This is a genomic window from Streptomyces sp. NPDC058221 (genome assembly GCF_042882365.1).
Classification (GTDB): Bacteria; Actinomycetota; Actinomycetes; order Streptomycetales; family Streptomycetaceae; genus Streptomyces.
The window spans coordinates 37465-56925 of record NZ_JBHVWF010000004.1; the positions used below are offsets into that span (position 1 = coordinate 37465).

18 protein-coding genes are annotated in these 19461 nt (G+C 70.2%); 9 read left to right on the forward strand and 9 right to left on the reverse strand.

Translation table 11 applies throughout. From position 1 onward, the window contains the following. The first annotated feature begins 13 nt into the window (after positions 1-13). Both ACFVW8_RS02610 and ACFVW8_RS02615 read left to right on the forward strand, forming a co-directional pair. The gene (locus tag ACFVW8_RS02610; protein ID WP_389685721.1) at positions 14-637 is read left to right on the forward strand and encodes a TetR/AcrR family transcriptional regulator; all 624 of its coding nucleotides are present in this window, start codon (positions 14-16) and stop codon (positions 635-637) included. Between the two features lie 69 nt (positions 638-706). After that, a complete protein-coding gene (locus ACFVW8_RS02615; RefSeq protein WP_389685722.1) occupies positions 707-1324 on the forward strand; it encodes an SRPBCC family protein in 618 nt (205 codons plus the stop codon). A gap of 18 nt (positions 1325-1342) precedes the next feature. Here ACFVW8_RS02615 and ACFVW8_RS02620 read toward each other — a convergent pair whose 3' ends face one another. Together ACFVW8_RS02620 and ACFVW8_RS02625 are read right to left on the reverse strand one after the other, a co-directional pair. Next, positions 1343-1594 carry a type II toxin-antitoxin system RelE/ParE family toxin gene (locus tag ACFVW8_RS02620; protein WP_389685723.1) on the reverse strand — a complete coding sequence of 84 codons (252 nt, stop codon included), beginning with the start codon at positions 1592-1594 and terminating at the stop codon, positions 1343-1345. Then, on the reverse strand, positions 1591-1845 hold the full coding sequence (locus ACFVW8_RS02625) for a type II toxin-antitoxin system Phd/YefM family antitoxin (RefSeq protein ID WP_389685724.1): 255 nt from the start codon (positions 1843-1845) through the stop codon (positions 1591-1593). Before ACFVW8_RS02625 ends, ACFVW8_RS02620 begins: the two co-directional genes overlap by 4 nt. Before the next feature lie 111 nt (positions 1846-1956). Between ACFVW8_RS02625 and ACFVW8_RS02630 the strand changes: the two genes are divergently transcribed. After that, entirely contained in the window at positions 1957-2583 is a 627-nt protein-coding gene (locus ACFVW8_RS02630) for an RraA family protein (protein ID WP_389685725.1), read from the forward strand. 211 nt (positions 2584-2794) lie between these two features. Here the strand turns inward: ACFVW8_RS02630 and ACFVW8_RS02635 are convergent, their stop codons facing one another. After that, the gene (locus tag ACFVW8_RS02635) at positions 2795-3472 is read right to left on the reverse strand and encodes an HAD family hydrolase (protein WP_389685810.1); all 678 of its coding nucleotides are present in this window, start codon (positions 3470-3472) and stop codon (positions 2795-2797) included. Between the two features lie 130 nt (positions 3473-3602). On the opposite strand from ACFVW8_RS02635, the gene ACFVW8_RS02640 reads away from it, so the two are divergent. The 3 genes from ACFVW8_RS02640 (at position 3603) to ACFVW8_RS02650 (ending at position 7765) form a co-directional block, all read left to right on the forward strand. After that, positions 3603-6185: a bifunctional FO biosynthesis protein CofGH gene (locus tag ACFVW8_RS02640; RefSeq protein ID WP_389685726.1), complete on the forward strand. Its 2583-nt coding sequence runs from the start codon at positions 3603-3605 to the stop codon at positions 6183-6185. Positions 6186-6399: 214 nt separating this feature from the next. Next, positions 6400-7308: a hypothetical protein gene (locus ACFVW8_RS02645; protein ID WP_389685727.1), complete on the forward strand. Its 909-nt coding sequence runs from the start codon at positions 6400-6402 to the stop codon at positions 7306-7308. A gap of 157 nt (positions 7309-7465) precedes the next feature. After that, the gene (locus ACFVW8_RS02650; RefSeq protein ID WP_389685728.1) at positions 7466-7765 is read left to right on the forward strand and encodes a tetratricopeptide repeat protein; all 300 of its coding nucleotides are present in this window, start codon (positions 7466-7468) and stop codon (positions 7763-7765) included. A gap of 24 nt (positions 7766-7789) precedes the next feature. Here ACFVW8_RS02650 and ACFVW8_RS02655 read toward each other — a convergent pair whose 3' ends face one another. After that, entirely contained in the window at positions 7790-8728 is a 939-nt protein-coding gene (locus tag ACFVW8_RS02655; protein WP_389685729.1) for an aminoglycoside phosphotransferase family protein, read from the reverse strand. A 222-nt stretch (positions 8729-8950) separates the two neighbouring features. Here ACFVW8_RS02655 and ACFVW8_RS02660 point away from each other — a divergent pair, with 222 nt between their 5' ends. After that, entirely contained in the window at positions 8951-10066 is a 1116-nt protein-coding gene (locus tag ACFVW8_RS02660) for an ADP-ribosylglycohydrolase family protein (protein ID WP_389685730.1), read from the forward strand. Between the two features lie 127 nt (positions 10067-10193). On the opposite strand, the gene ACFVW8_RS02665 is transcribed toward ACFVW8_RS02660, so the two are convergent. Continuing rightward, a complete protein-coding gene (locus ACFVW8_RS02665) occupies positions 10194-11801 on the reverse strand; it encodes a sodium:solute symporter family protein (RefSeq protein ID WP_389685731.1) in 1608 nt (535 codons plus the stop codon). A 356-nt stretch (positions 11802-12157) separates the two neighbouring features. Continuing rightward, a complete protein-coding gene (locus ACFVW8_RS02670; RefSeq protein ID WP_389685732.1) occupies positions 12158-12940 on the reverse strand; it encodes an SDR family oxidoreductase in 783 nt (260 codons plus the stop codon). Between the two features lie 79 nt (positions 12941-13019). Between ACFVW8_RS02670 and ACFVW8_RS02675 the strand changes: the two genes are divergently transcribed. After that, the gene (locus ACFVW8_RS02675) at positions 13020-13865 is read left to right on the forward strand and encodes a hypothetical protein (protein WP_389685733.1); all 846 of its coding nucleotides are present in this window, start codon (positions 13020-13022) and stop codon (positions 13863-13865) included. Positions 13866-13990: 125 nt separating this feature from the next. On the opposite strand, the gene ACFVW8_RS02680 is transcribed toward ACFVW8_RS02675, so the two are convergent. The 3 genes from ACFVW8_RS02680 to ACFVW8_RS02690 form a co-directional block, all read right to left on the reverse strand. Continuing rightward, positions 13991-14197 (reverse strand): DUF397 domain-containing protein, encoded by a 207-nt coding sequence (locus ACFVW8_RS02680; protein ID WP_389685734.1) that lies wholly within the window; start codon positions 14195-14197, stop codon positions 13991-13993. Positions 14198-14442: 245 nt separating this feature from the next. Further along, positions 14443-15312: a helix-turn-helix domain-containing protein gene (locus ACFVW8_RS02685; RefSeq protein ID WP_389685735.1), complete on the reverse strand. Its 870-nt coding sequence runs from the start codon at positions 15310-15312 to the stop codon at positions 14443-14445. 254 nt (positions 15313-15566) lie between these two features. Next, positions 15567-16289: a GPP34 family phosphoprotein gene (locus ACFVW8_RS02690; protein ID WP_389685736.1), complete on the reverse strand. Its 723-nt coding sequence runs from the start codon at positions 16287-16289 to the stop codon at positions 15567-15569. Between the two features lie 164 nt (positions 16290-16453). Between ACFVW8_RS02690 and ACFVW8_RS02695 the strand changes: the two genes are divergently transcribed. Next, entirely contained in the window at positions 16454-19291 is a 2838-nt protein-coding gene (locus ACFVW8_RS02695; protein ID WP_389685737.1) for a hypothetical protein, read from the forward strand. Positions 19292-19461: the final 170 nt, after the last annotated feature.

Sequence of the window (19461 nt, forward strand, 5' to 3'; positions counted from 1 at the left end):
GTGGGCCGGACTCATGGAACTGGAACCGGAACCGATGGTCCGGCGTGGCCGTCCGCGCAGCGAGGCGGCGGACGGCCGTATCGCCGATGCGGCAAGGGAGTTGCTGCTCGACCGCGGCTACGACCAGTTCTCGGTCGACGAGGTCGCGGTGCGGGCCGGGGTCGCGAAGACCACGCTGTACCGGCGCTGGCCCACCAAGGATCACCTTGTCGTCGCCGTGGTGGCGCGGATGCAGGACGACGTGCCCGTCGAGTACCGGGGCGACGTCCGAGCGGACCTCACCCGCTACCTCAACGCGATCGTCGACGGTCTGCACCGGATGAGGCTGGCCGGGCGTCCCTCGACGTCGGGCGACTCGTCAGCGGGGGTGGTCGCCGAGGTGGCGGCCGCGGCTGCGCGCCACGCGGATATCGGTGCCGCCGTCCATGCCATGTTCCTGCGGCGCAACGTGCTGGTTCTCCGGTTGATCGAACAGGCGCGGGATGCCGGTGAGTTGTCGGACGGCGTCGATGCCGAGGTCCTCTTCGACCAGTTGGCCGGGGCCCTGTATTACCGGCTGCTCATTACCGGGGCCCCCATCGATGCGGCGTACGTCGACCGGCTCGTGGCCGGTGCGCTGCGAGGCACGTCCGCCTGAAGCCCCGTATCCCGCATCACGTGTCCCATGTCCCGTGTCCCGTATCCCGATGTGAGAGGAAGACCGATGATGGACACCGTATTACCGCACTCCGCCAGTGACGCTCCTCCGGAGCCGGCGGCGAAAGCGTCCGCTCCCGCTCGACGCCGCAAGCGGCGGCGGGTGCTGCTCGGGGCCGGGGCTGCCCTGATCGCACTGCTCGCCGGATACACCGGCTGGACCAACACCCACCCGGTCCGGCTGGAGGCCTCCATCGAGATCGAGGCCTCGCCCGACGAGGTCTGGCAGGTGCTGACCGACCTGCCCGCCTACAAGCAGTGGAACCCGTTCATGACGTCGTCGAAGGTGACCTCGGACGGTGGCCGCCTCGAAGTGGGCGCGACTCTGCGCAACGTGCTCCACGACAGGACCGGCGACATGGTCTTCGAGCCCGAACTCCTGACCGTGGCACCGGGCCGGGAGCTCCGGTGGCTCGGGAAGGTGGGGCCCGGCTGGATCGCGGACGGGGAGCACCGGTTCGTGATCGAGAGGCTCGGCGCGCATCGTGTCCGCCTGACACAGAGCGAGAGCTTCACCGGGGTCGCGGTCCCGTTCGTCTCGTCGCAGCTGCGCTCCGACACGCTCCCGCAGTTCCATGCGATGAACGAGGCGCTGTCCCGGCGGGTGGAGCAGGTGCGTCGCGACTGAGCGGTGGCCGGTCGAGTGTCAGCCGACTCGTCCCACGTGGATCACGATGATGGTGACCTGGGCGTCCTCGATTTCGTACAGCACCCGGTAGCGCCCGACGTGGACGCGTCGCAGCGTGGGGGAGCCGTAAGGCATTGCCCCTTCGGGGAGCGGGTTCTCGGCGAGCAGGTCGACGGCATCCATGAGCAGGCGCAGGCCGTCGGGGTCGTCTTTGAGGAACCGGGCAGCCTGGTCGATGGCGCGCTCGTCCCACGTGATCAGGTGTGTCAACGCTGCTCCAGGCCGAGCCGTGCGCGTACCTGGTCATGAGGAACTGTTTCGACGCTGCCGGAGGCCTGGCGGGCCTGGTACTGGGCGAGAGCCAGTGCGTCTTCCAGCTCTGCCAGTTCCTGTGGGTTGATCAGTATGGCCGCAGGCTGGCCGTGGTCGGTGATCGTGATGCGCTCGCGCGCGTTCGACGTCCTGCGCACGAGAGAGCCGAAGCGGGCGCGGGCCTCAGTGATCGGCCAAGTGTCACTCATGTAATGAAGTGTACAGTTGGCGCCAGTTCTGTCCAGTTGACGGAGTAGTCGAAGGGCCGTGAAATGTCGGTGCCGTCCCTGCTCCAGGGGCGGGGGCCACGGAGGGTGCGCATGTACGACGTCAGCGGTTTCGGGGACATCTCACCGACCACGCTCGCCGATCTGCTCGGACGCGAGCAGGTCATGGACATCGGTATTCGACCGCTCTGGCCGTCGAAGCAGCGGGTCGCCGGGCCGGCGTTCACCGTGCGGTGCCCTCCGGGGGACAACCTGATGCTGCACGCGGCCATTCATCGCGCCGAGCCCGGATCGGTCATCGTCGTCGAAGCGGGGGACGTGGACTACGCGTTGGCCGGCGGGAACGTGTGTGCCGTGGCTCAGCGGCGGGGCATCGCGGCGTTCGTGATGGACGGGGTCATCAGGGACCTCGCCGAGGTGCGGGAGATGGGCTTTCCCGTCTTCGCCCGGGGCGTCATCCCCGTCCCGGGTACGAAGAAGGCCGTGACGCCGCTCAACGAACCCGTGCGGTGCGGCGGGGTGACCGTCCGGGCCGGGGACATCGTGGTGGCCGACGAGGAGGGTGTCGTCGTCACGCCGGCTGCGGTGCGGGAGCAGGTACTGCTCGACGCCCGTGCGAAGGCGGCCAAGGAGGCTGCCGAGACCCTCGACGCGTGGGAGGCGGCGCACCGCGCCCGTATCGACAAGATCCTCGCGGACAACGGTGCCGCTGCCGGCTAGCCCGGTGCCACCTTCCACCGGGCCGGTGCGCTGCCCGCCCAGCCCGTGCGGCGTTTGAGCACGGAACCCTTGGACGGGTGGGCGGTGCGATGAGGTGGCCGGTCACCTCGGCGGGGGTTCCGTCCTCAAACGCCGGACGGGCTGGTTGGGCCGCCGGACGGGCTGGGTTGGTCGCCGGACGGGCTGGGGACGACCTGCCGACCCGCGCGGGTCACAGCGCCCGCAGCGCCCTCGGGCGGGGTGGCGTCGGGGACTTGTTCAGGAGGGCCGGGAGCTCCGTCAGGGCGTTGATGCGGAAGTCCGCCGTGTCGACCACGTCCGGGTGATCCGCCCACCAGTGCCCGAACGCTCCGCGCCGGATGTGCGCGGCCGTCAGCCCGGAGGACTTGGCCGGGAACAGGTCGTTGGCCGGGTGGTCGCCCACGTACAGGGTTTCCTGCGGGGTCGCCCCGGACACCTCCAGTACGCGGGCGAAGAACTCCGGGTCCGGCTTGGCCACGCCCCACTCGTCCGAGGTGACGACCAGGTCCGCCGGCAGGTCCAGCGCGCGCAGCAGTTCGCCGGCCCGCACCGTGCCGTTTCCGGCGACCACGACCCGTACGCCCAGGGTGCGCAGTTCGGCGAGGGCGGGCCGTACGTCCTGGTAGAGGTCCGACTCGTCGAGGTGCTCGCCGCGCCCCGCCGCGGCCCGCGCCAGCGAGGCCTCGTTGACGTCTATGTCGGGGCGCAGGATGCTCAGCGCGTCGGCGTCGTCCCGCCCCTGGACGACCGCGGCCCCGACCAGCGCACTCAGGGTGTGCGGCGGGACGCCGAGCCAGTTGGCCCAGGACGCCCAGTAGCGGTCGTCGCGGATGAGTGTCTCGCCGATGTCGAAGACGATCGTTTCCATCACCGTGCCGAGCCTACGGGCCGAGTCTGCGGGGAGCGGGCCGCCGCGCGGCCCGGGGCGGCAGGGGCGCGGGTGACCTGCGGAAGATCCGGCCGGCCACCGGCCGGCTACTCGCTCGTATGCTCGGTTCATGACCGATCCTCAGCGCGGACGCCCCACCACCAACTCCATGCGACGTGCCCTCAAGCGTGCCAGAGACGGTGTCGCCCTCGACGTGACCGAGGCCGCCGTCCTGCTCCAGGCGCGCGGTGACGACCTGACGGATCTCGCCGGCTCGGCCGCGCGGGTGCGTGACGCGGGCCTGGAGGCCGCGGGCAGGCCGGGCGTCATCACGTACTCCCGCAAAGTCTTCATCCCCCTGACCCGGCTCTGCCGCGACAAGTGCCACTACTGCACCTTCGTCACCGTGCCCGGCAAGCTCCGGCGCGAGGGCCACGGCATGTTCCTGTCGCCGGACGAGGTCCTCGACATCGCCCGCAAGGGCGCGGAGATGGGCTGCAAGGAAGCGCTGTTCACGCTGGGCGACCGGCCCGAGGACCGGTGGCCCGAGGCGCGTGAGTGGCTGGAGGCCGAGGGGTACGACGACACGCTCGCGTACGTACGGGCCATGGCGATCCGGGTGCTTGAGGAGACCGGGCTGCTGCCCCACCTCAACCCGGGCGTCATGACCTGGACCGACCTCCAGCGGCTCAAGCCCGTCGCCCCGTCGATGGGGATGATGCTGGAGACCACCGCGACCCGGCTGTGGTCCGAGCCCGGCGGCCCGCACCACGGCTCCCCGGACAAGGAGCCGGCCGTACGGCTGCGCGTCCTGGAGGACGCCGGCCGGTCCAACGTCCCGTTCACCACCGGCGTCCTCATCGGGATCGGCGAGTCGTACGAGGAGCGTGCCGACTCCCTCTTCGAGCTGCGCAAGACCGCCCGCGCCTACCACGGCATCCAGGAAGTCATCGTCCAGAACTTCCGTGCCAAGCCCGACACCGCGATGCGTGGCATGCCGGACGCGGAGCTGGAGGAGCTGGCCGCCGCCATCGCCGTCGCCCGGCACATCCTCGGCCCGTCCGCCCGGATCCAGGCCCCGCCGAACCTCGTCGACGCCGAGTACGCCCTGCTCATCGGCGCCGGGATCGACGACTGGGGCGGTGTCTCGCCGCTCACGCCCGACCATGTGAACCCCGAGCGTCCCTGGCCGCACATCGACGAGCTGGCGGCGAAGACCGCCGAGAGCGGCTTCGTGCTGCGCGAACGGCTCACCATCTACCCGGAGTTCATCCAGCGCGGCGAGCCCTGGCTCGACCCGCGTCTGCTGCCGCACGTCCGCGCCCTCGCCGACCCGGAGACCGGGCTCGCGAAGGAGGGGACGATCCCCGCCGGGCTGCCCTGGCAGGAGCCGGACGAGGGATTCAGCTCCTTCGGCCGCACCGATCTGCACCACACCATCGACACGGAGGGCCGCACCGGCGACCGCCGCGACGACTTCGACGACGTCTACGGGGACTGGGAGGCGCTCCGCGAGGCCGCGGCGCCCGGCATGGTCCCGTCCCGTATCGACGGGGACGTCCGCGAGGCGCTGAGCCAGGCCGCCGACGACCCGACGAAGCTCACCGACGAGCAGGCCCTCGCCCTGCTGCACGCGGACGGTCCGGCGCTGGACGAGCTGTGCCGGATCGCCGACACGCTGCGCCGGGACGTGGTCGGTGACGACGTCACCTACATCGTCACGCGCAACATCAACTTCACCAACGTCTGCTACACCGGCTGCCGTTTCTGCGCCTTCGCCCAGCGGCGCACCGACGCCGACGCGTACACCCTCTCCCTGGACCAGGTCGCCGACCGTGCCGCGCAGGCGTGGGACGTCGGCGCGGTCGAGGTCTGCATGCAGGGCGGCATCCACCCGGACCTGCCCGGCACCGCGTACTTCGACATCGCGCGGGCGGTGAAGGAACGCGTGCCCGGCATGCACGTGCACGCGTTCTCGCCGATGGAGGTCGTCAACGGCGCGACCCGTACGGGGATGTCCATCCGGGACTGGCTGACCGCCGCGAAGGAGGCCGGACTCGACTCGATCCCGGGCACGGCGGCGGAGATCCTGGACGACGAGGTCCGCTGGGTCCTCACCAAGGGCAAGCTGCCCACGGCGACCTGGCTGGAGGTCATCAAGACCGCTCACGAGGTGGGTCTGCGCTCCTCGTCCACGATGATGTACGGCCATGTCGACCAGCCCCGGCACTGGCTGGGCCACCTGCGGACCCTGGCCGCGCTGCAGCAGGAGACCGGCGGCCTCACCGAGTTCGTGACGCTGCCGTTCATCCACACCAACGCCCCCGTCTACCTGGCCGGCATCGCCCGCCCCGGCCCGACCGACCGAGACAACCGCGCCGTCACCGCGATGGCCCGGCTCCTCCTCCACCCGCACATCACCAACATCCAGACCAGCTGGGTGAAGCTGGGTACCGAGGGCGCGGCCGAAATGCTCCGCTCGGGCGCGAACGACCTGGGCGGCACGCTGATGGAGGAGACCATCTCCCGGATGGCCGGGTCGAGTTACGGCTCGTACAAGTCCGTGCAGGACCTGGTCGCGGTGGCCGAGGCGGCCGGGCGCCCGGCGAAGCCGCGTACGACGCTGTACGGGGAGGTGCCGCAGGAGCGGGTGACGGCGGCCGCCGCCTCGGACGGGCATCTGCCGGAGCTGCTGCCGGTGCTGCCGCAGTAGCGGAGCACGGAGCACGGAGCACGGACAGCTTCCGGAGTCGCCCGGTCGGACTCCGGAAGCGGGTGCCCTCAACTGCCGTTCCGGCTATGTCACTCACATGGGTGAGCTGACCCTTCGGGCCGGTCTGGACGAGATCTGCGGACATATGCTCCCGGCAAGAACGAGCCTGTTGCCCTGGGTACTTGGGGCGTCAAGCCACTCCGAGGAGTCCCGCATGGTCAGTTCGCCCCATGAGGCGATGCACCGCATCTTCCAGGAACACCCGGGCCTGTTCTCCCGTGTCTCGGAAGTACTGGGGATCACGATCTCCCCACCCGTCTCGGTCACCGTGATGCCCACCGACCTGACCGAGAACCGCCCGCTCGAACGACGTGTGGACACCCTGCTGCGGCTTGACACGGAGAACGATGAGCCGCTGCTGCTGGCCATCGAGGCCCAAGGGAAGAAGGACACGGACAAGCCGGCGAGCTGGGCGTATTACCTGTCCTACCTGTACACGAAATACCGGCTCCCGCCGCTGCTGCTGGTCGTCTGCCAGGACCGTGCAACCGCGGAATGGGCCTCCCTCCCGGTCGCCATCGGGCCCCGTCAGTGGCCCGCGCTCACCCTGCGCCCGCTCGTCGCGGGCCCGCACAACATGCCGGTGATCACCAATGTCGCCGAGGCCCGCAAGGATCTGGCGCTCACCACGCTGGCGGCGATCACACATGCCGCCGATCCGGACATCGGTGCCATACTGAAAACGCTGTCAGCCGCTCTGCGGGACGTACCGGAAATCATCGCCGATCCCCTTGTCGAACTCACCGCACAGGGCCTGGGCACCCGCCCGGCCGCACATCAGTGGAGGAACCTGGTGGCCGTGGACCTCTCTTTCTACAAGTCCTTCATGGCAGAGGAAATCCGGGACGAGGGCCGGGCGGAGGGCCGGACGGAGGGCCGGACGGAAGGCCGGACGGAAGGCATCGCGCAAGGCATCCTGCTCTTCCTCGCACGAGCCGGCGTCGACGTATCGGACGAGGCGCGTGAACGGATCACCACCTGCGGCGATCTCGACACCCTGAACCGCTGGCTTCTGCGGGCCCCTGCCGCCCGGTCGGCCGAGGACATCTTCGCCGAGGAATAGACGGTTCCTCGGCCTGGGCGGTCCTGAGCGGAAGCGGCCGCGTAGCCCGTAGCCAGAAAGGGCGCATGGCGGCGTCGGGGCGTACTCCTCGTCGGGCAATCATGCCTTGTGCTGGTCGATACGGAACCGGCGCGAACGGAGCTGCCAGACTGGGGCCATGCCGGCCGCAGCCGACCCGCGACGCCAGTCCCTCCAGCAGATCGCCGAGGCCCGCCAAAGCGCCGCCTTCGTCGGACGCACGGCGGAACTCGACCTGTTTCGCCGGAACTTCGGCCAAAGGCCGGCTGGCCCACGGCACCGCTTCGTGTTCCATGTGAGCGGACGCGGGGAGACCTGCCGGCGGATGGGCCGCCTGCAGGAGGCGCTGGCGGCCCCGGACCGTGCGCTGGAGATCGACCCGGAGTACGCGTGGGCCCGGCAGCAGCGGGAGCGGCCGGCGGCGTCGGGTGGTGCGTGAGGACGAGCGGGACGGGCCCCAGCCTCAGCCGAACCGCTGGTGGTCGGCCAGCACGGCCTCGATCACACGCAGTTCGGAGCCGGCCCGTAGCCGGTCCGTGCTGTCGATGAACCCGGTCAGGTTCAGCAGCGCCTTCCACAACGCCCATCCGCGGGCCCGCGCCCAGGTGCCGTCGTCCTGGCCGACCGCGCGCCGGAACGCCTCCCGGCTCTCGCCGGAGAACAGCCCCCACGCGATCACGAGATCGCAGGCCGGGTCGCCGACACCCGACGTACCGAAATCGATGACGGCCGTCAGCTCGCCCTCGGCGACGAGCAGGTTGCCCGAGGCGATGTCGCCGTGGAACCACACGGGCTCCCCGTGCCACTCGGCGGCCAGGGCGGCGTCCCAGACCTCGCGCGCCCGGTCCGTGTCCACCTGGCCCTTCAGCGCGGTCAGGCAGCGCCGGGTCTCCGCGTCGTAGTGGGCGGGCGAGGCGCCCCGGTACCAGCTGTGCTCCCCGGCGAGCGGTCCGCCGGAGGCGTCGCAGCCCTGGAGGGCGCGGACGAAGCCGGCCACCTGGACCGCGAACCCCGCGAGATCGTCAATACGGGCCCGGGCCGCGGTCTCGCCCCGCAGCCAGCCGCGTACGGACCACGGGAAGGGGTAGCCCTCGCCCGGTTCGCCGAGGCCGAGCACCGACGGCACGGCGACGGGGAGCGAGGGGGCCAGGAGCGGCAGCCAGTGGTTCTCCTTCGCCACCGCGGGGACGTAACCCGCGGCGGTCGGCAGCCGGGCCGTCATGGCGTGACCGAGGCGGTAGGTCCGGTTGTCCCAGCCGTCGACCTCCACCGGCGTCACGGGCAGCCCGCTCCACTGCGGGAACTGGGCGTCGATCAGGCGCTTCACGAGCGCCGCGTCGATCCCGGCCCGCCCGTCGGGGCCGATGGGGCCGGCGTGACCGCCGGGGCGTGGGGATTCCATCCTGTGATCCTCGCGCCGGACGGCCGCGCGGCACAACGGAATTTGGCCGGCGCGCGGAGAGTTCCGGACGCAGCGGGAAACCCCGGAGAATGCCGCGCAAAACTGAACCGAACCAGCACTTCGTACATACTGTTCCGCCCCAAGATCCGCGTGGTCGTTCGATTACAGTGCTGCGAGTTACCGCGCAGTCGCACACGGGCGAACCGACAGGGGAGGGGCACGGTGAGCACAGGGACCACAGCTGTCTGGGGCCGTGCCGAACAGCAGGACTTCCGCAGCCGGGTACGCGGCGCGCTGCTCGGCGGAGCCATCGGGGACGCGCTCGGCGCGGGCGTCAGCGAGCTTTCGCTGGAGGAGATCCGCGAGGCCCACGGGGCCGACGCCGTCAGCGACTTCGTCCCGGCCCACGGCGGGCGCGGCTGCGTCACCGCCGTCACCCAGCTCAACCTGTTCACCGTCGACGGGCTGATCCGCGCCCAGGTCCGCCGCGACATCGGTGCCTGGCACCCGCCCACCGATGTGCACCAGGCGCACCTGCGGTGGGCCGCCACCCAGCACGACTGGGGGCCCGACGAACGCCGCAAGGACAACGGCTGGCTCGCCGCCCAGGAATGGCTCTACGCCCGGCGCGCACCCACCCGGGAGTGCCTCAACGGCTTCGGCGACACGGTCATGGGCACCCTGGACCGGCCCAAGAACCCCACCGCGCACGACTCCGCCGCGCTCACCCGCTCCGCCCCCTTCGGGCTGCTCGTCGGCTGGGAGCCGCAGCTGGTGCTCCAGCTGGCCGTCGAGTGCGCGGCCCAGACGCACGGCCACCCCACCGCCCTGCTCTCGGCCGGCGCGCTCGCCGTGATGGTGCACGGGCTGGCGCGCGGCGAGACGCTGGACGGCTCCGTGCAGCACGCGCTCGCCCTGCTCGCCGAGCGGGAGGGCCACCAGCCCGTCACCGAAGCGCTCCAACAGGCCCTCGGCACCGTGCGCCAGGGCATCCCAGGGCCCGCTCTCATCGAGTCGCTGGGCGCCACGGACTCCGCCGAGGAGGTGCTCGCCGTGGCCGTGTACTGCGCACTGGTGGGCGAGGACGTCCGGCACGGGCTGCGGCTGGCCGTGAACCACGGCGGGCCTTCCGCGGCCACCGGGGCCCTGTGCGGGGCGCTGCTCGGCGCGCTGCACGGTGAGACGGCCCTGCCACCGGCCTGGCTCGCCGAGCTGGAGGGCCGGGCGACGCTGCTCGAACTCGCGGACGACTTCGCCATGGAGATGACCCAGGGCCCCGCCCTGCACAGCCCTGCCGCCGTCGCCGCGGGCTGGCTGGCACGCTACCCGCGCGGCTGAACACCCGCGGGGGACAGCTGAGGGGCGGGTCAGGGGGAAGCCGCCGCGTCCCCGTAACCCGCCCCTCAGCTCCGTACAGCAGCCGTAGCCGCAGCCGCAGCCGCAGCCGCAGCCGTCGCCGCGAGCGTCAGTCCTGACCGCTGTTGGCGCTGCCCGCGCTGTCCGTTCCCTTCGCGCCGTCGGTCACCGGCACATCGCCGGAGCCGGCCTGGGCCGGTACCGTCGCGCCGATGCCCGGTCCGTCGCCGTCCGTGTTGATCTGCTCGATGATCGCGTCGCGCTCCGGGGTGTCCTCCGGCTTGATGAAGCCGATGACGATGAAGAGCACCAGCGAGATCGCCAGCGGCAGCGCCACCTGGTACTGCAGCGCCACGTCCGTCTTCGTCGAACCGTCGAAGTTGTAGTTGGTGAAGTAGAACGCCAGCAGACCGGCCGCCCAGCTGACGAGCGCCGCCGTCGGTCCCGACTTACGGAAGCGCCGCAGCAGACCCAGCATGAACGGGATCGCGATCGGGCCCATCAGACCGGCGACCCACTTGATGACGACGGAGATGATGTCCTTGAACGTCGGCGAGTTGATCTGGGTCGCCAGCGCCATCGACAGGCCCAGGAAGCCGAGCGTGGAGAGCCGCGCGGCCAGCAGTCCGGCCCGGCTGCTCCAGCTCCGGGACGCCTTGGAGAAGACCGGGAGGATGTCCCGGGTGAAGACGGCCGCGATGGCGTTGGCGTCCGAGGAGCACATGGCCATCGTGTGCGAGAAGAAGCCGACGACGACCAGGCCCAGCAGACCGTGCGGCAGCAGCTGCTCGGTCATCAGCGCGTAGCTGTCCGAGGCGTCCGGCTTCTCCGCGTGGACGAGCAGCGGGGCGCACCACATCGGGAAGAACAGGACCGTCGGCCAGACGAGCCACAGGATCGCGGAGAGCCGGGCCGAGCGCGTCGCGGATGCGGCGGAGTCCGTGGCCATGTAGCGCTGGGCCTGGTTCCACATGCCGCCGTTGTACTCGAAGGTCTTGATGAACAGGTAGGCCAGCAGGAAGGTCACGGTGTACGGGCCGGCCGTCGGGTCCGTGTGGCCCTCGGGCAGCTTGTCCCAGACCGTCCACAGGGTGCTGAAGCCGTCCAGCTTGCTCATCGCGGTGACGAGCATCGCGATACCGGCGAACAACTGGATGATGAACTGCCCCAGCTCGGTGAGCGCGTCGGCCCACAGGCCGCCGACCGTGCAGTAGATGGCCGTGATGAGACCGGTGATGAAGATGCCCTGGGTCAGGGTGATGCCCGTGAAGACGGAGAGCAGGGTGGCGATGGCCGCCCACTTGGCGCCGACGTCCACGATTTTCAGCAGCAGACCGGACCAGGCGAGTGCCTGCTGGGTCTGGATGTTGTAGCGGTTCTTCAGGTATTCGAGCGGCGAGGCGACGTGCAGCCGCGAGCGCAGCCGGTTGAGCCGGGGGGCGAAGAGCTTGGCGCCGAGCCCGATACCGATGGCGATCGGCAGTGACCACGTGACGAAGGACGTGACACCGTACTGGTAGGCGATACCGGCGTAGCCGGTGAACATCACGGCGCTGTAGCCGGACATGTGGTGCGAGATGCCGGACAGCCACCACGGCATCTTCCCGCCGGCCGTGAAGAAGTCGCTGACATTGTCGACACGCTTGTGGGACCAGAGCCCGATCGCGATCATCACGCCGAAGTAGCCGATGAGCACGACCCAGTCGAGACTGTTCATGTGCCCCCTCCTGGGGTCCGCCTTGTGAACGGGTACGCACTTCGTCAGTACGGCCGCTCAGCGGGGCCCCCGTGCGGGAGCGGGGACATCGGGGATTGAACCGCCTGTTCGGTGCCTCGGTCAAGGTCTCTGGCGGTCAGGGATGTGAACGCGGATCAGCAAGCCGAACGATTTTACTGCTTCTTGACTCGTGGGGGCGTTGTCGCGAACGTGACGGCGGCCACACGATGAGCAGGCACTTCGTCAGGCTGTGCAGAAGAACGAGGGAACGCCCACAAGGGCCGAAGAGCGCAGAAAGACCGCACGGGATGCGGGTCCCGTGCGGCCGAGAAGGAGGAGACCTCTGTACGAGAGCGTCAGCGCATCAGCTCGCCGGCGTTGACCAGCAGGGACTGCCCGGTGATCGCCCGGGCCCGGTCGGAGGCCAGGAACACCGCGGCCTCCGCCACGTCGCCGTCCGTGGCCAGCTCCGGAAGCGCCATGCGCTCGGAGAGTCTCCCCAGTACCTCGGCCTCGGGCACGCCCTCGGTGTGCGCGGTGAACTGCACGTAGGCCTGCACCGGCGGCCCCCACATCCAGCCCGGCAGCACCGTGTTCACCCGGATCCGGTCCGGGCCGAACTCCCGGGCCATGGAGTACATCGCGGAGGTCAGCGCACCCTTGGACGCCGCGTACGCCGCCTGCCGCACCTGGGACGGGGCGGCCACCGCGGACTGCGTGCCGATGACGACGACCGATCCGCCCCGCTCCTTCAGGGCGGGCAGACAGGCCCGCGTCATCCGCAGGGTGCCGAGCAGATTGACGTCGATGACCGACTTCCAAGTGTCCAGATCGGCGTCCTCGACCCCGCCGAAGTAGCTGTCCCAGGCGGCGACATGGACCACCGCGTCGATCCGCCCGAATCGCTCGACGGCCAGCGCCGCGAGCGCCTCGCACTGCGCCTCGTCGGTGATGTCGGTGGCCAGATGCGCCGTGTGGAGCCCCTCGGGATCGATCTCGGCGGCCGACTTGGCGAGATTGGCCGCGGTGCGCGCCCCGAGGACCGCGCGGCCGCCGTCGCGCACGACCGTGGCCGCGATCTGATGCCCGAGCCCGGCGCCCACCCCGGAAACGATGACGGTCTTCCCCGTGAGCAACATCGGTGCCTCCCGGCTCTGGCAGTTCTTCTGACGGGGCGTCAGAGTAGGTGCCTCCGGCGGAGTACGGAAGGGGAACGGCATGAGCGAGAGCGATGGGACACGCAGCGACACGTACGCCGAACTGGCCGCGCTGGGACCGTACGGGGTCCATCCCGGCCATGCGCTGATCACGATGGTGGAGCCGCACCTGGGCCATGAATGGGCCTACAACCGCTGGTACGAGGACGATCACTACTACGCGGGCGCGATGGCGATGCCCTGGATGTTCGCCGGGCGCCGCTGGGTGGCCACGCGGGAGCTCCAGGAGCTGCGGTACCCGGAGAAGTCCGCGGTGGCGTCTCCCGTCGGGGCCGGCTGCTACCTGTCCACGTACTGGGTGACGGAAGGGCGCTACGACGACCACATGAAGTGGACCGTCGGCATCAACAAGCGGCTGAACCGGGACGGCCGGGTCTACCAGGACCGCACCCATGTCTTCACGGCGTTCCAGGACCACGAGGCGACGGTCTACCGGGACGGCGCCGCGGGGCCCCGTGACTTCCACGCGCTCGACCACCCGTACCGCGGGCTGGTCCTTGAGGTGATCGACGCCGAAGGGCCGGAGCAGCGTGCCGAGTTGCTGGAGTGGCTGCGCTCACGGCAGCTGCCGAAGCGGTTGAGCGGGTCGCCCGCGGCGATGGTGACGGTGTTCCGTCCCACCCCGTTGCCGGGTGACCGGATGACGTATGTGAAGCAGGTCGAGGGCGTCGGCACCCGGCTGACCCTGCTCTGGTTCCTCCAGGAGGATCCGAGGGAATGCTGGGCGGAGCATTTCGCCGGGCTCGACGCGGCGGTCGCGGAATCGGGCCTGGGGCGGGTGGAGCTCGTGGCGCCGTTCATTCCGACCGTGCCGGGCACGGACCGCTACGTGGACCAGCTGCGCTGAGACGGCAGCGCCCGACTCCGCAGGGCCTCGCGGGGAGCCCCCTCGGCCAGGACGGCGAACCAGACGAGAGGGCTACCGGCAGCATCGGAATCGGTGCTGCGATACGGGACTGCGGAATTCATCGGTCAGGCGTCGACGACACCCTTGGCGACGTCACGCACGAATGCGTTCCAGGCGCCGGGGACGAAACTGATCGAAGGACCCTCGGGGCTCTTCGAGTCGCGCACTGCAATCGCCCGCACGAGAGGGGACTTGACTTCGACGCAGGCGCCGTTGCCCCCGGAATACGACGACTTCGTCCACTTATCCGTAGCACCCTGACGAATGGCCATGTTCACTCCGGTTCAGAGAGTTGTGTGAGTGGCGCCAACGATGTTCTGTTGGCGTGATCGACGCTACTCGCCAAGCTCCCTGCGTGAAGGGGCCGTTCACTCGACCGGATGGCATATACCATGCGGGTCTTCCATTACGAGGTGGCGACGGTGTACCGTGCCGCCGCCCCACTCGTCACATCGCCACTTTTCTCTCATTCCAGACTTTGCGGGCTGGCTGGTTTAAGCGCCCGTTCGGCCAGGATTCACGCCGTGTTCAGGCGGGTGTACTCCTTCGCGATCCCGTCGATGAAATGCCGGGTCTGTTCCACATTCAACGCCTGGGCGCGCAGGTGTTCGTACATGACGCTGTACCGCTGCACGTCATTCGCCTTCTCCAGATAGAGGTCGCTGGTGACGCCCTCGATGTAGACGACGCTGGAATCCGCGGCATCGGGGAATTCCAGGATGGCGTACTGCCCGTTGATGCCCGGATGGGCGCCCATGTCGAACGGCAGTACCTGGACGGTCACATGCGGCAGGTGCGACACCTCCACCAGACGCTCCAGCTGTTCGATCATCACCTGCTTGCCGCCGACCAGCCGGCGCAGCGCGGACTCGTCGATCACCGCCCACAGCCGCAGCGGGTGCTCCGGGGCGTTGATCCGGTCCTGGCGCCGCGAACGGACGCTGACGCGCTTGTCGATGTCGGTCTGCGGCGCCTCCGGCAACGCGCCGTTGATCAGGGCCTCGGCGTACTGCCGGGTCTGCAGCAGACCCGGGACCACCTGGGGTTCGTACACCCTCAGCGATTCGGCATCGGTCTCCAGGCCGATGTAGACGCTGTACGGGATGTCCCCGAAGGCATGCCACCAGCCCTGCTGGCGGGAGTCCTTGGCCATCTGCATGAGCGAGTCGACGATCCGGTGGTCCTCGACCTCGTACACCCCGCAGAGATCGCGGACATCGCGTTGGCTGATGGAGCGGCGGCCGTTCTCCAGGCGGCTGATCTTCGACTGCGAGACCAACAGCCGCTCCGCCACCTCCTCGGCCGTCATGCCCTTGATCTCGCGCAGTCGGCGCAATTCCTGACCCAACCGGCGTCGCCTGACGGTGGGATTGACGTTGGACGGCACGGAAACGGCACCTCCGGCTATGTAGCTGTGCGTATCTACTGCTCAGCAGATTGCCACCCGGGCCCCCGGCCGCGCTGGGAAACGGCCACACGCAGCGGCGCGGGGCAGCCGGTGGTACCGACTGCCCCGCGCTTGGTGCGGCTCCCGAACCGGGTCTTTGGGGACGTCGGTGCGGCGGTATTCGGTTGTTGCTGTGGTGCGTTGCGGTGCGTTGGTGCGGGTCGTGCGGGTGCTGCGTCGACGCCTGTGCGGCCCTAGTGGGCCACGGTGTGCGCCATGCTGTCGCGACGTGACTGCGACTGCGCTTGCGGTTGCAACGGCACGCCGGCCGCCTGGTTGCGGCGCGGTTGTGCGACCGCCCCGTTCTGGACGTCCATCACGGCGTGCGCCACGAGACCGCCCATCGGGTCGTGCCTGATCAGGTCCCGGAGCCGGGAGCGCGATGAGCGCCCCTCGTTCCCGGGGTACAGGTGCTTGCCGAGTCCGACCGCGTGGGCCAGTGCGGCGAGCGCCGCGGTCCGCGGGTCCGGCGGTACGCCGGTGCGGATCGCACTGTCCAGCCGGGCCCTGATGTCCCGGCTGATTGCCGTGTCCGTCGCCTGGTAGCGAGTCGTCGGCAGCACTCCGCACATCTGGCCCGCCACGGCATGCACCATGCCGCACCGCTCCAGATGAGCGAGGTAGATCTGGCGGAGCCCCAGCCGGGGTCCGCCTATCCAGTGGACGGCCCGGACCGGGCTGCCGCGTCTGCGCAGCAGTTCCAGTGCGGAGTCCAGAGTCGGATCTCCTGTCGGCCGTGGCATCACCACGGCGATACGATCCCCGTCAGGGGCTATCCGTCCTGCCAGGGCCAGCTCTACTAGCTGGGCTCCGGCGAGGCCGAGGTCGAGCGACTGCGGCTGCGCTGTGGTACCCGTGGTCGGGTCCAGAGCGAGCAGCAGAAGCTCCTCCGGAATTGTTCTGCGGCTCCTGCCCATCCATGCCTCCCCGCGTGGATGAGTGACAGGGTGACCCCTCTCACATCTGTCTGTCGAGGGTGCCTGGGTGCTTTGTACTGGAACCGGCAGGTATGTCGTTCTCGTCTAGCAGCCCAGCCGAGGGTTCACACGGGACACTGGTAGATGGTTCGGACAGCGCGGGGATGTCCCCGCGCCGCATGGAGGAGGCATCGGTGGCGGGCGAGTCCCCCGACAAGTCGGAGCAGCAGAAGTCGTCGGGAGCGGCTCGCGGCGAGCACGATCCGCGGCTCGCGGTGTTCCGCGAACCCGCCTCCCCGGCGGAGTCCGGCGGCAGGGCGGACACGGCGACGGCCGTTTTCAGCACGCAGCGGTCCGGGGGTGGAGCCGGGGCCGCGAGCGAGGACGAGTCCGGGGCCGCGCCGGTGGCCGAGTCCGAAGGCGACGTCGAGTCCGGGGCCGAGGCTGAGGTCGAGTCGGGTTCGGGCGCCGATGTCGGCGTCGAGTCCGGTTCGGGCGCCGATGTCGACGTCGAGTCCGGTTCGGGCGCCGAAGTCCCGGAGGAGGCCCTTGAAGGCTCTGAGCGCCCGGTGGAGGCCCCCGGGGCCGGTCCGGGCGCTGCGGATGCGGGTGGGGAGCCCGAGGCGCCTGCGGAGGGCGTCGAGCCCGCTGGGGCGGCCGATGCGGCGGAGGCCGCTGCCGCTGAACCGGCGGAGCGGCCGGAGAGTGACGCTCCCGGGCCCGGGAAGGACGCCGTCGAGCCCGAGAAGGGCGATGACCGGCTGCGGGCGGCAGTTGCCGCCTGGGTGTCGAAGGGTGGCGGCGACGGGCAGGGCGACGACGACTCGCAGTCCGGTTCCGAGTCCGGGCCTGAGCGGGCGGCGGCGGAAGCCGACGAGCCGGCCGTGGACGAGCCGGCCGTGGACGAGCCGGCCGTGGACGAGCCGGCCGTGGACGAGCCGGCCGGGCGTGCGGATGCGGACGCGGAGGGCGAGGCCGAGCCTGTCGCCGAACCCGCTGCCGAATCCGGCGACGAACCCGTGGCGGAGCCGAACGACGACGACAGCGACGACGTCGGCCACGACGGCCGCGGCGCGGGCGACTCGACTTCCGACGAGGTCCTGGTGCCTCACACCCGTGCGGGTTCCGACTCGGCGTCCGGCCCGGACGCCGGCTCGAAGCCCGCTGAGGAGCCCACCGAGGAGCTCAGCGGCGAGTCGACCGAGTCGAGTGAGTCCACCGAGAGCTCCGAGCAGAAGCCCGCGCCGGACTCCGAGACGCCGGACTCCGAGACGCCGGACTCCGAGACGTCGGCCCCCGATCAGGAAGTCCCCGACCAGGAAGCCGACGAGAAGGCGCCGGCCTCCGAAGCCACTCAGGCCGCCGGCGCCAGTGACGCCGAAGCCGCCGACGACAAGCGCGGGATCGATCAGCCGACGGCCATTTTCAAGGCGCCCAAGCTGCCCCGCGTCGACCAGCCGACGACCGCGCTGAAGATCACCCCGCCGTCGGCGCCGCCGACGCCCGGGTCCGAGCCGGATGCCGGCCGGAAGTCCCGGCCCGAGGCCCCCGCCGAGCGGACCAGCAAGTTCGTACCGCTGCGCGCCGACGACGTACGGTCGGCCACCGCGCCGCGCAGTCCCGAGGCACCCGCGCAGCCGTCCCGGCCCGAGGCGCCCGCGCCGCTGCCGCCCGACGCCTCGCTCAGCGGTGCCGAGCGGACCCGGCAGCAGCCGATGCCGCCCAGGCCGCCGCTCGACCTGCTGGCCGAGCTGACGAACACCCCGCCGCCGCCGGAGACCCCGGTCCGCACCGCCGTGCGGAGGGTCAAGATCTGGACCCCGCTGGTCCTGCTTCTCGTGATCGCGTTTGCAATCGTGCAGATGGTGCGCCCGCTGCCCGACCCGACGCTCACGTTGTCGGCGAAGCCGACGTACACCTTCGAGGGTGCCGATCCGTCCCTGCCGTGGCCCGACGAGGGCCAGGGCTACATGGCGGCGACCGGCCTCGGGAAGGTCGGCTCGTTCGGCGAGCAGAAGCCGGTGCCGATCGCGAGTGTCGCCAAGGCGATGACCGCGTACCTCGTGCTCAAGGACCACCCGCTCAAGCGCGGGCAGAAGGGTCCGAACATAGAGATCGACGCCAAGGCCGAGTCGGAGGGCGGGCTCACCAGCGAGGGCGAGTCCACCCTGGACACGGTCAAGGAGGGCGACATGCTCTCCGAGCAGGACGCGCTCGCCGCCCTCATGATCCCGTCGGCGAACAACATCGCCCGGCTGCTGGCACGCTGGGACGCGGGCTCGGAGAAGGCGTTCATCAAGAAGATGAACGCGACCGCCGACGAGCTCGGCATGAAGAACACCACCTACACCGACGCCTCCGGGCTCACCGCTTCGACGGTCAGCACGGCGGAGGACCTGGTGAAGCTGGGGGAGAAGCTCGTCGAGTTCCCGGCGCTGATGGACATCACCAAGCTGCCGGAGTGGAAGGACCCGTCGGGCAAGACCTGGCGGAACTACAACACGCTCGTGCCGTACAACAACGCCCTCGGCATCAAGACCGGATCCACCACCAAGGCGGGCGGCACCCTGCTCTTCGCCGCGCACAAGATGGTCGACGGCACGGACCAGCTCATCGTCGGGGCGGTGCTCGGGCAGCACCGGACCCCGATCATCGACTCGGTGAACGCGGCCAGCCAGAAGGTCATGCTGGCGACGCTCGACCTGCTGAAGGGCGCCAAGATCGTCAAGAAGGGCGATGTGGTCGGCGCGGTCGACGACGGCATGGGCGGCACCACTCCCGTCGTCGCGACGAAGGACGTGAAGGCGGTCGGCTGGTCCGGCCTCACGGTCAAGCTCGAACTGACCGACGACGGCAAGACGATCCCGCACTCGGCGGCAGCCGGTACGCATGTCGGGACACTCACCGTCGGTGAGGGCACCAGTCAGGTGCAGGTGCCGGTCGCGCTCCAGAGCGACCTGACCGAACCGGCGGCCGGCGACAAGCTGACCCGGATCGGCTGACCGGAGCCGGACGAACCTGACCGGCCGGAACGATTCGGCCGGTCAGGACCGAGGGGAGGGGGCGCCGATCCCGGCGCCCCCTCCCTTTTCTCGTACGTGTTAGCGTCCCGGAACAACTCAAGGACGCAGGGACAGCGTCCTCACAGGTGAACGGCGCACGGCGTACGAAG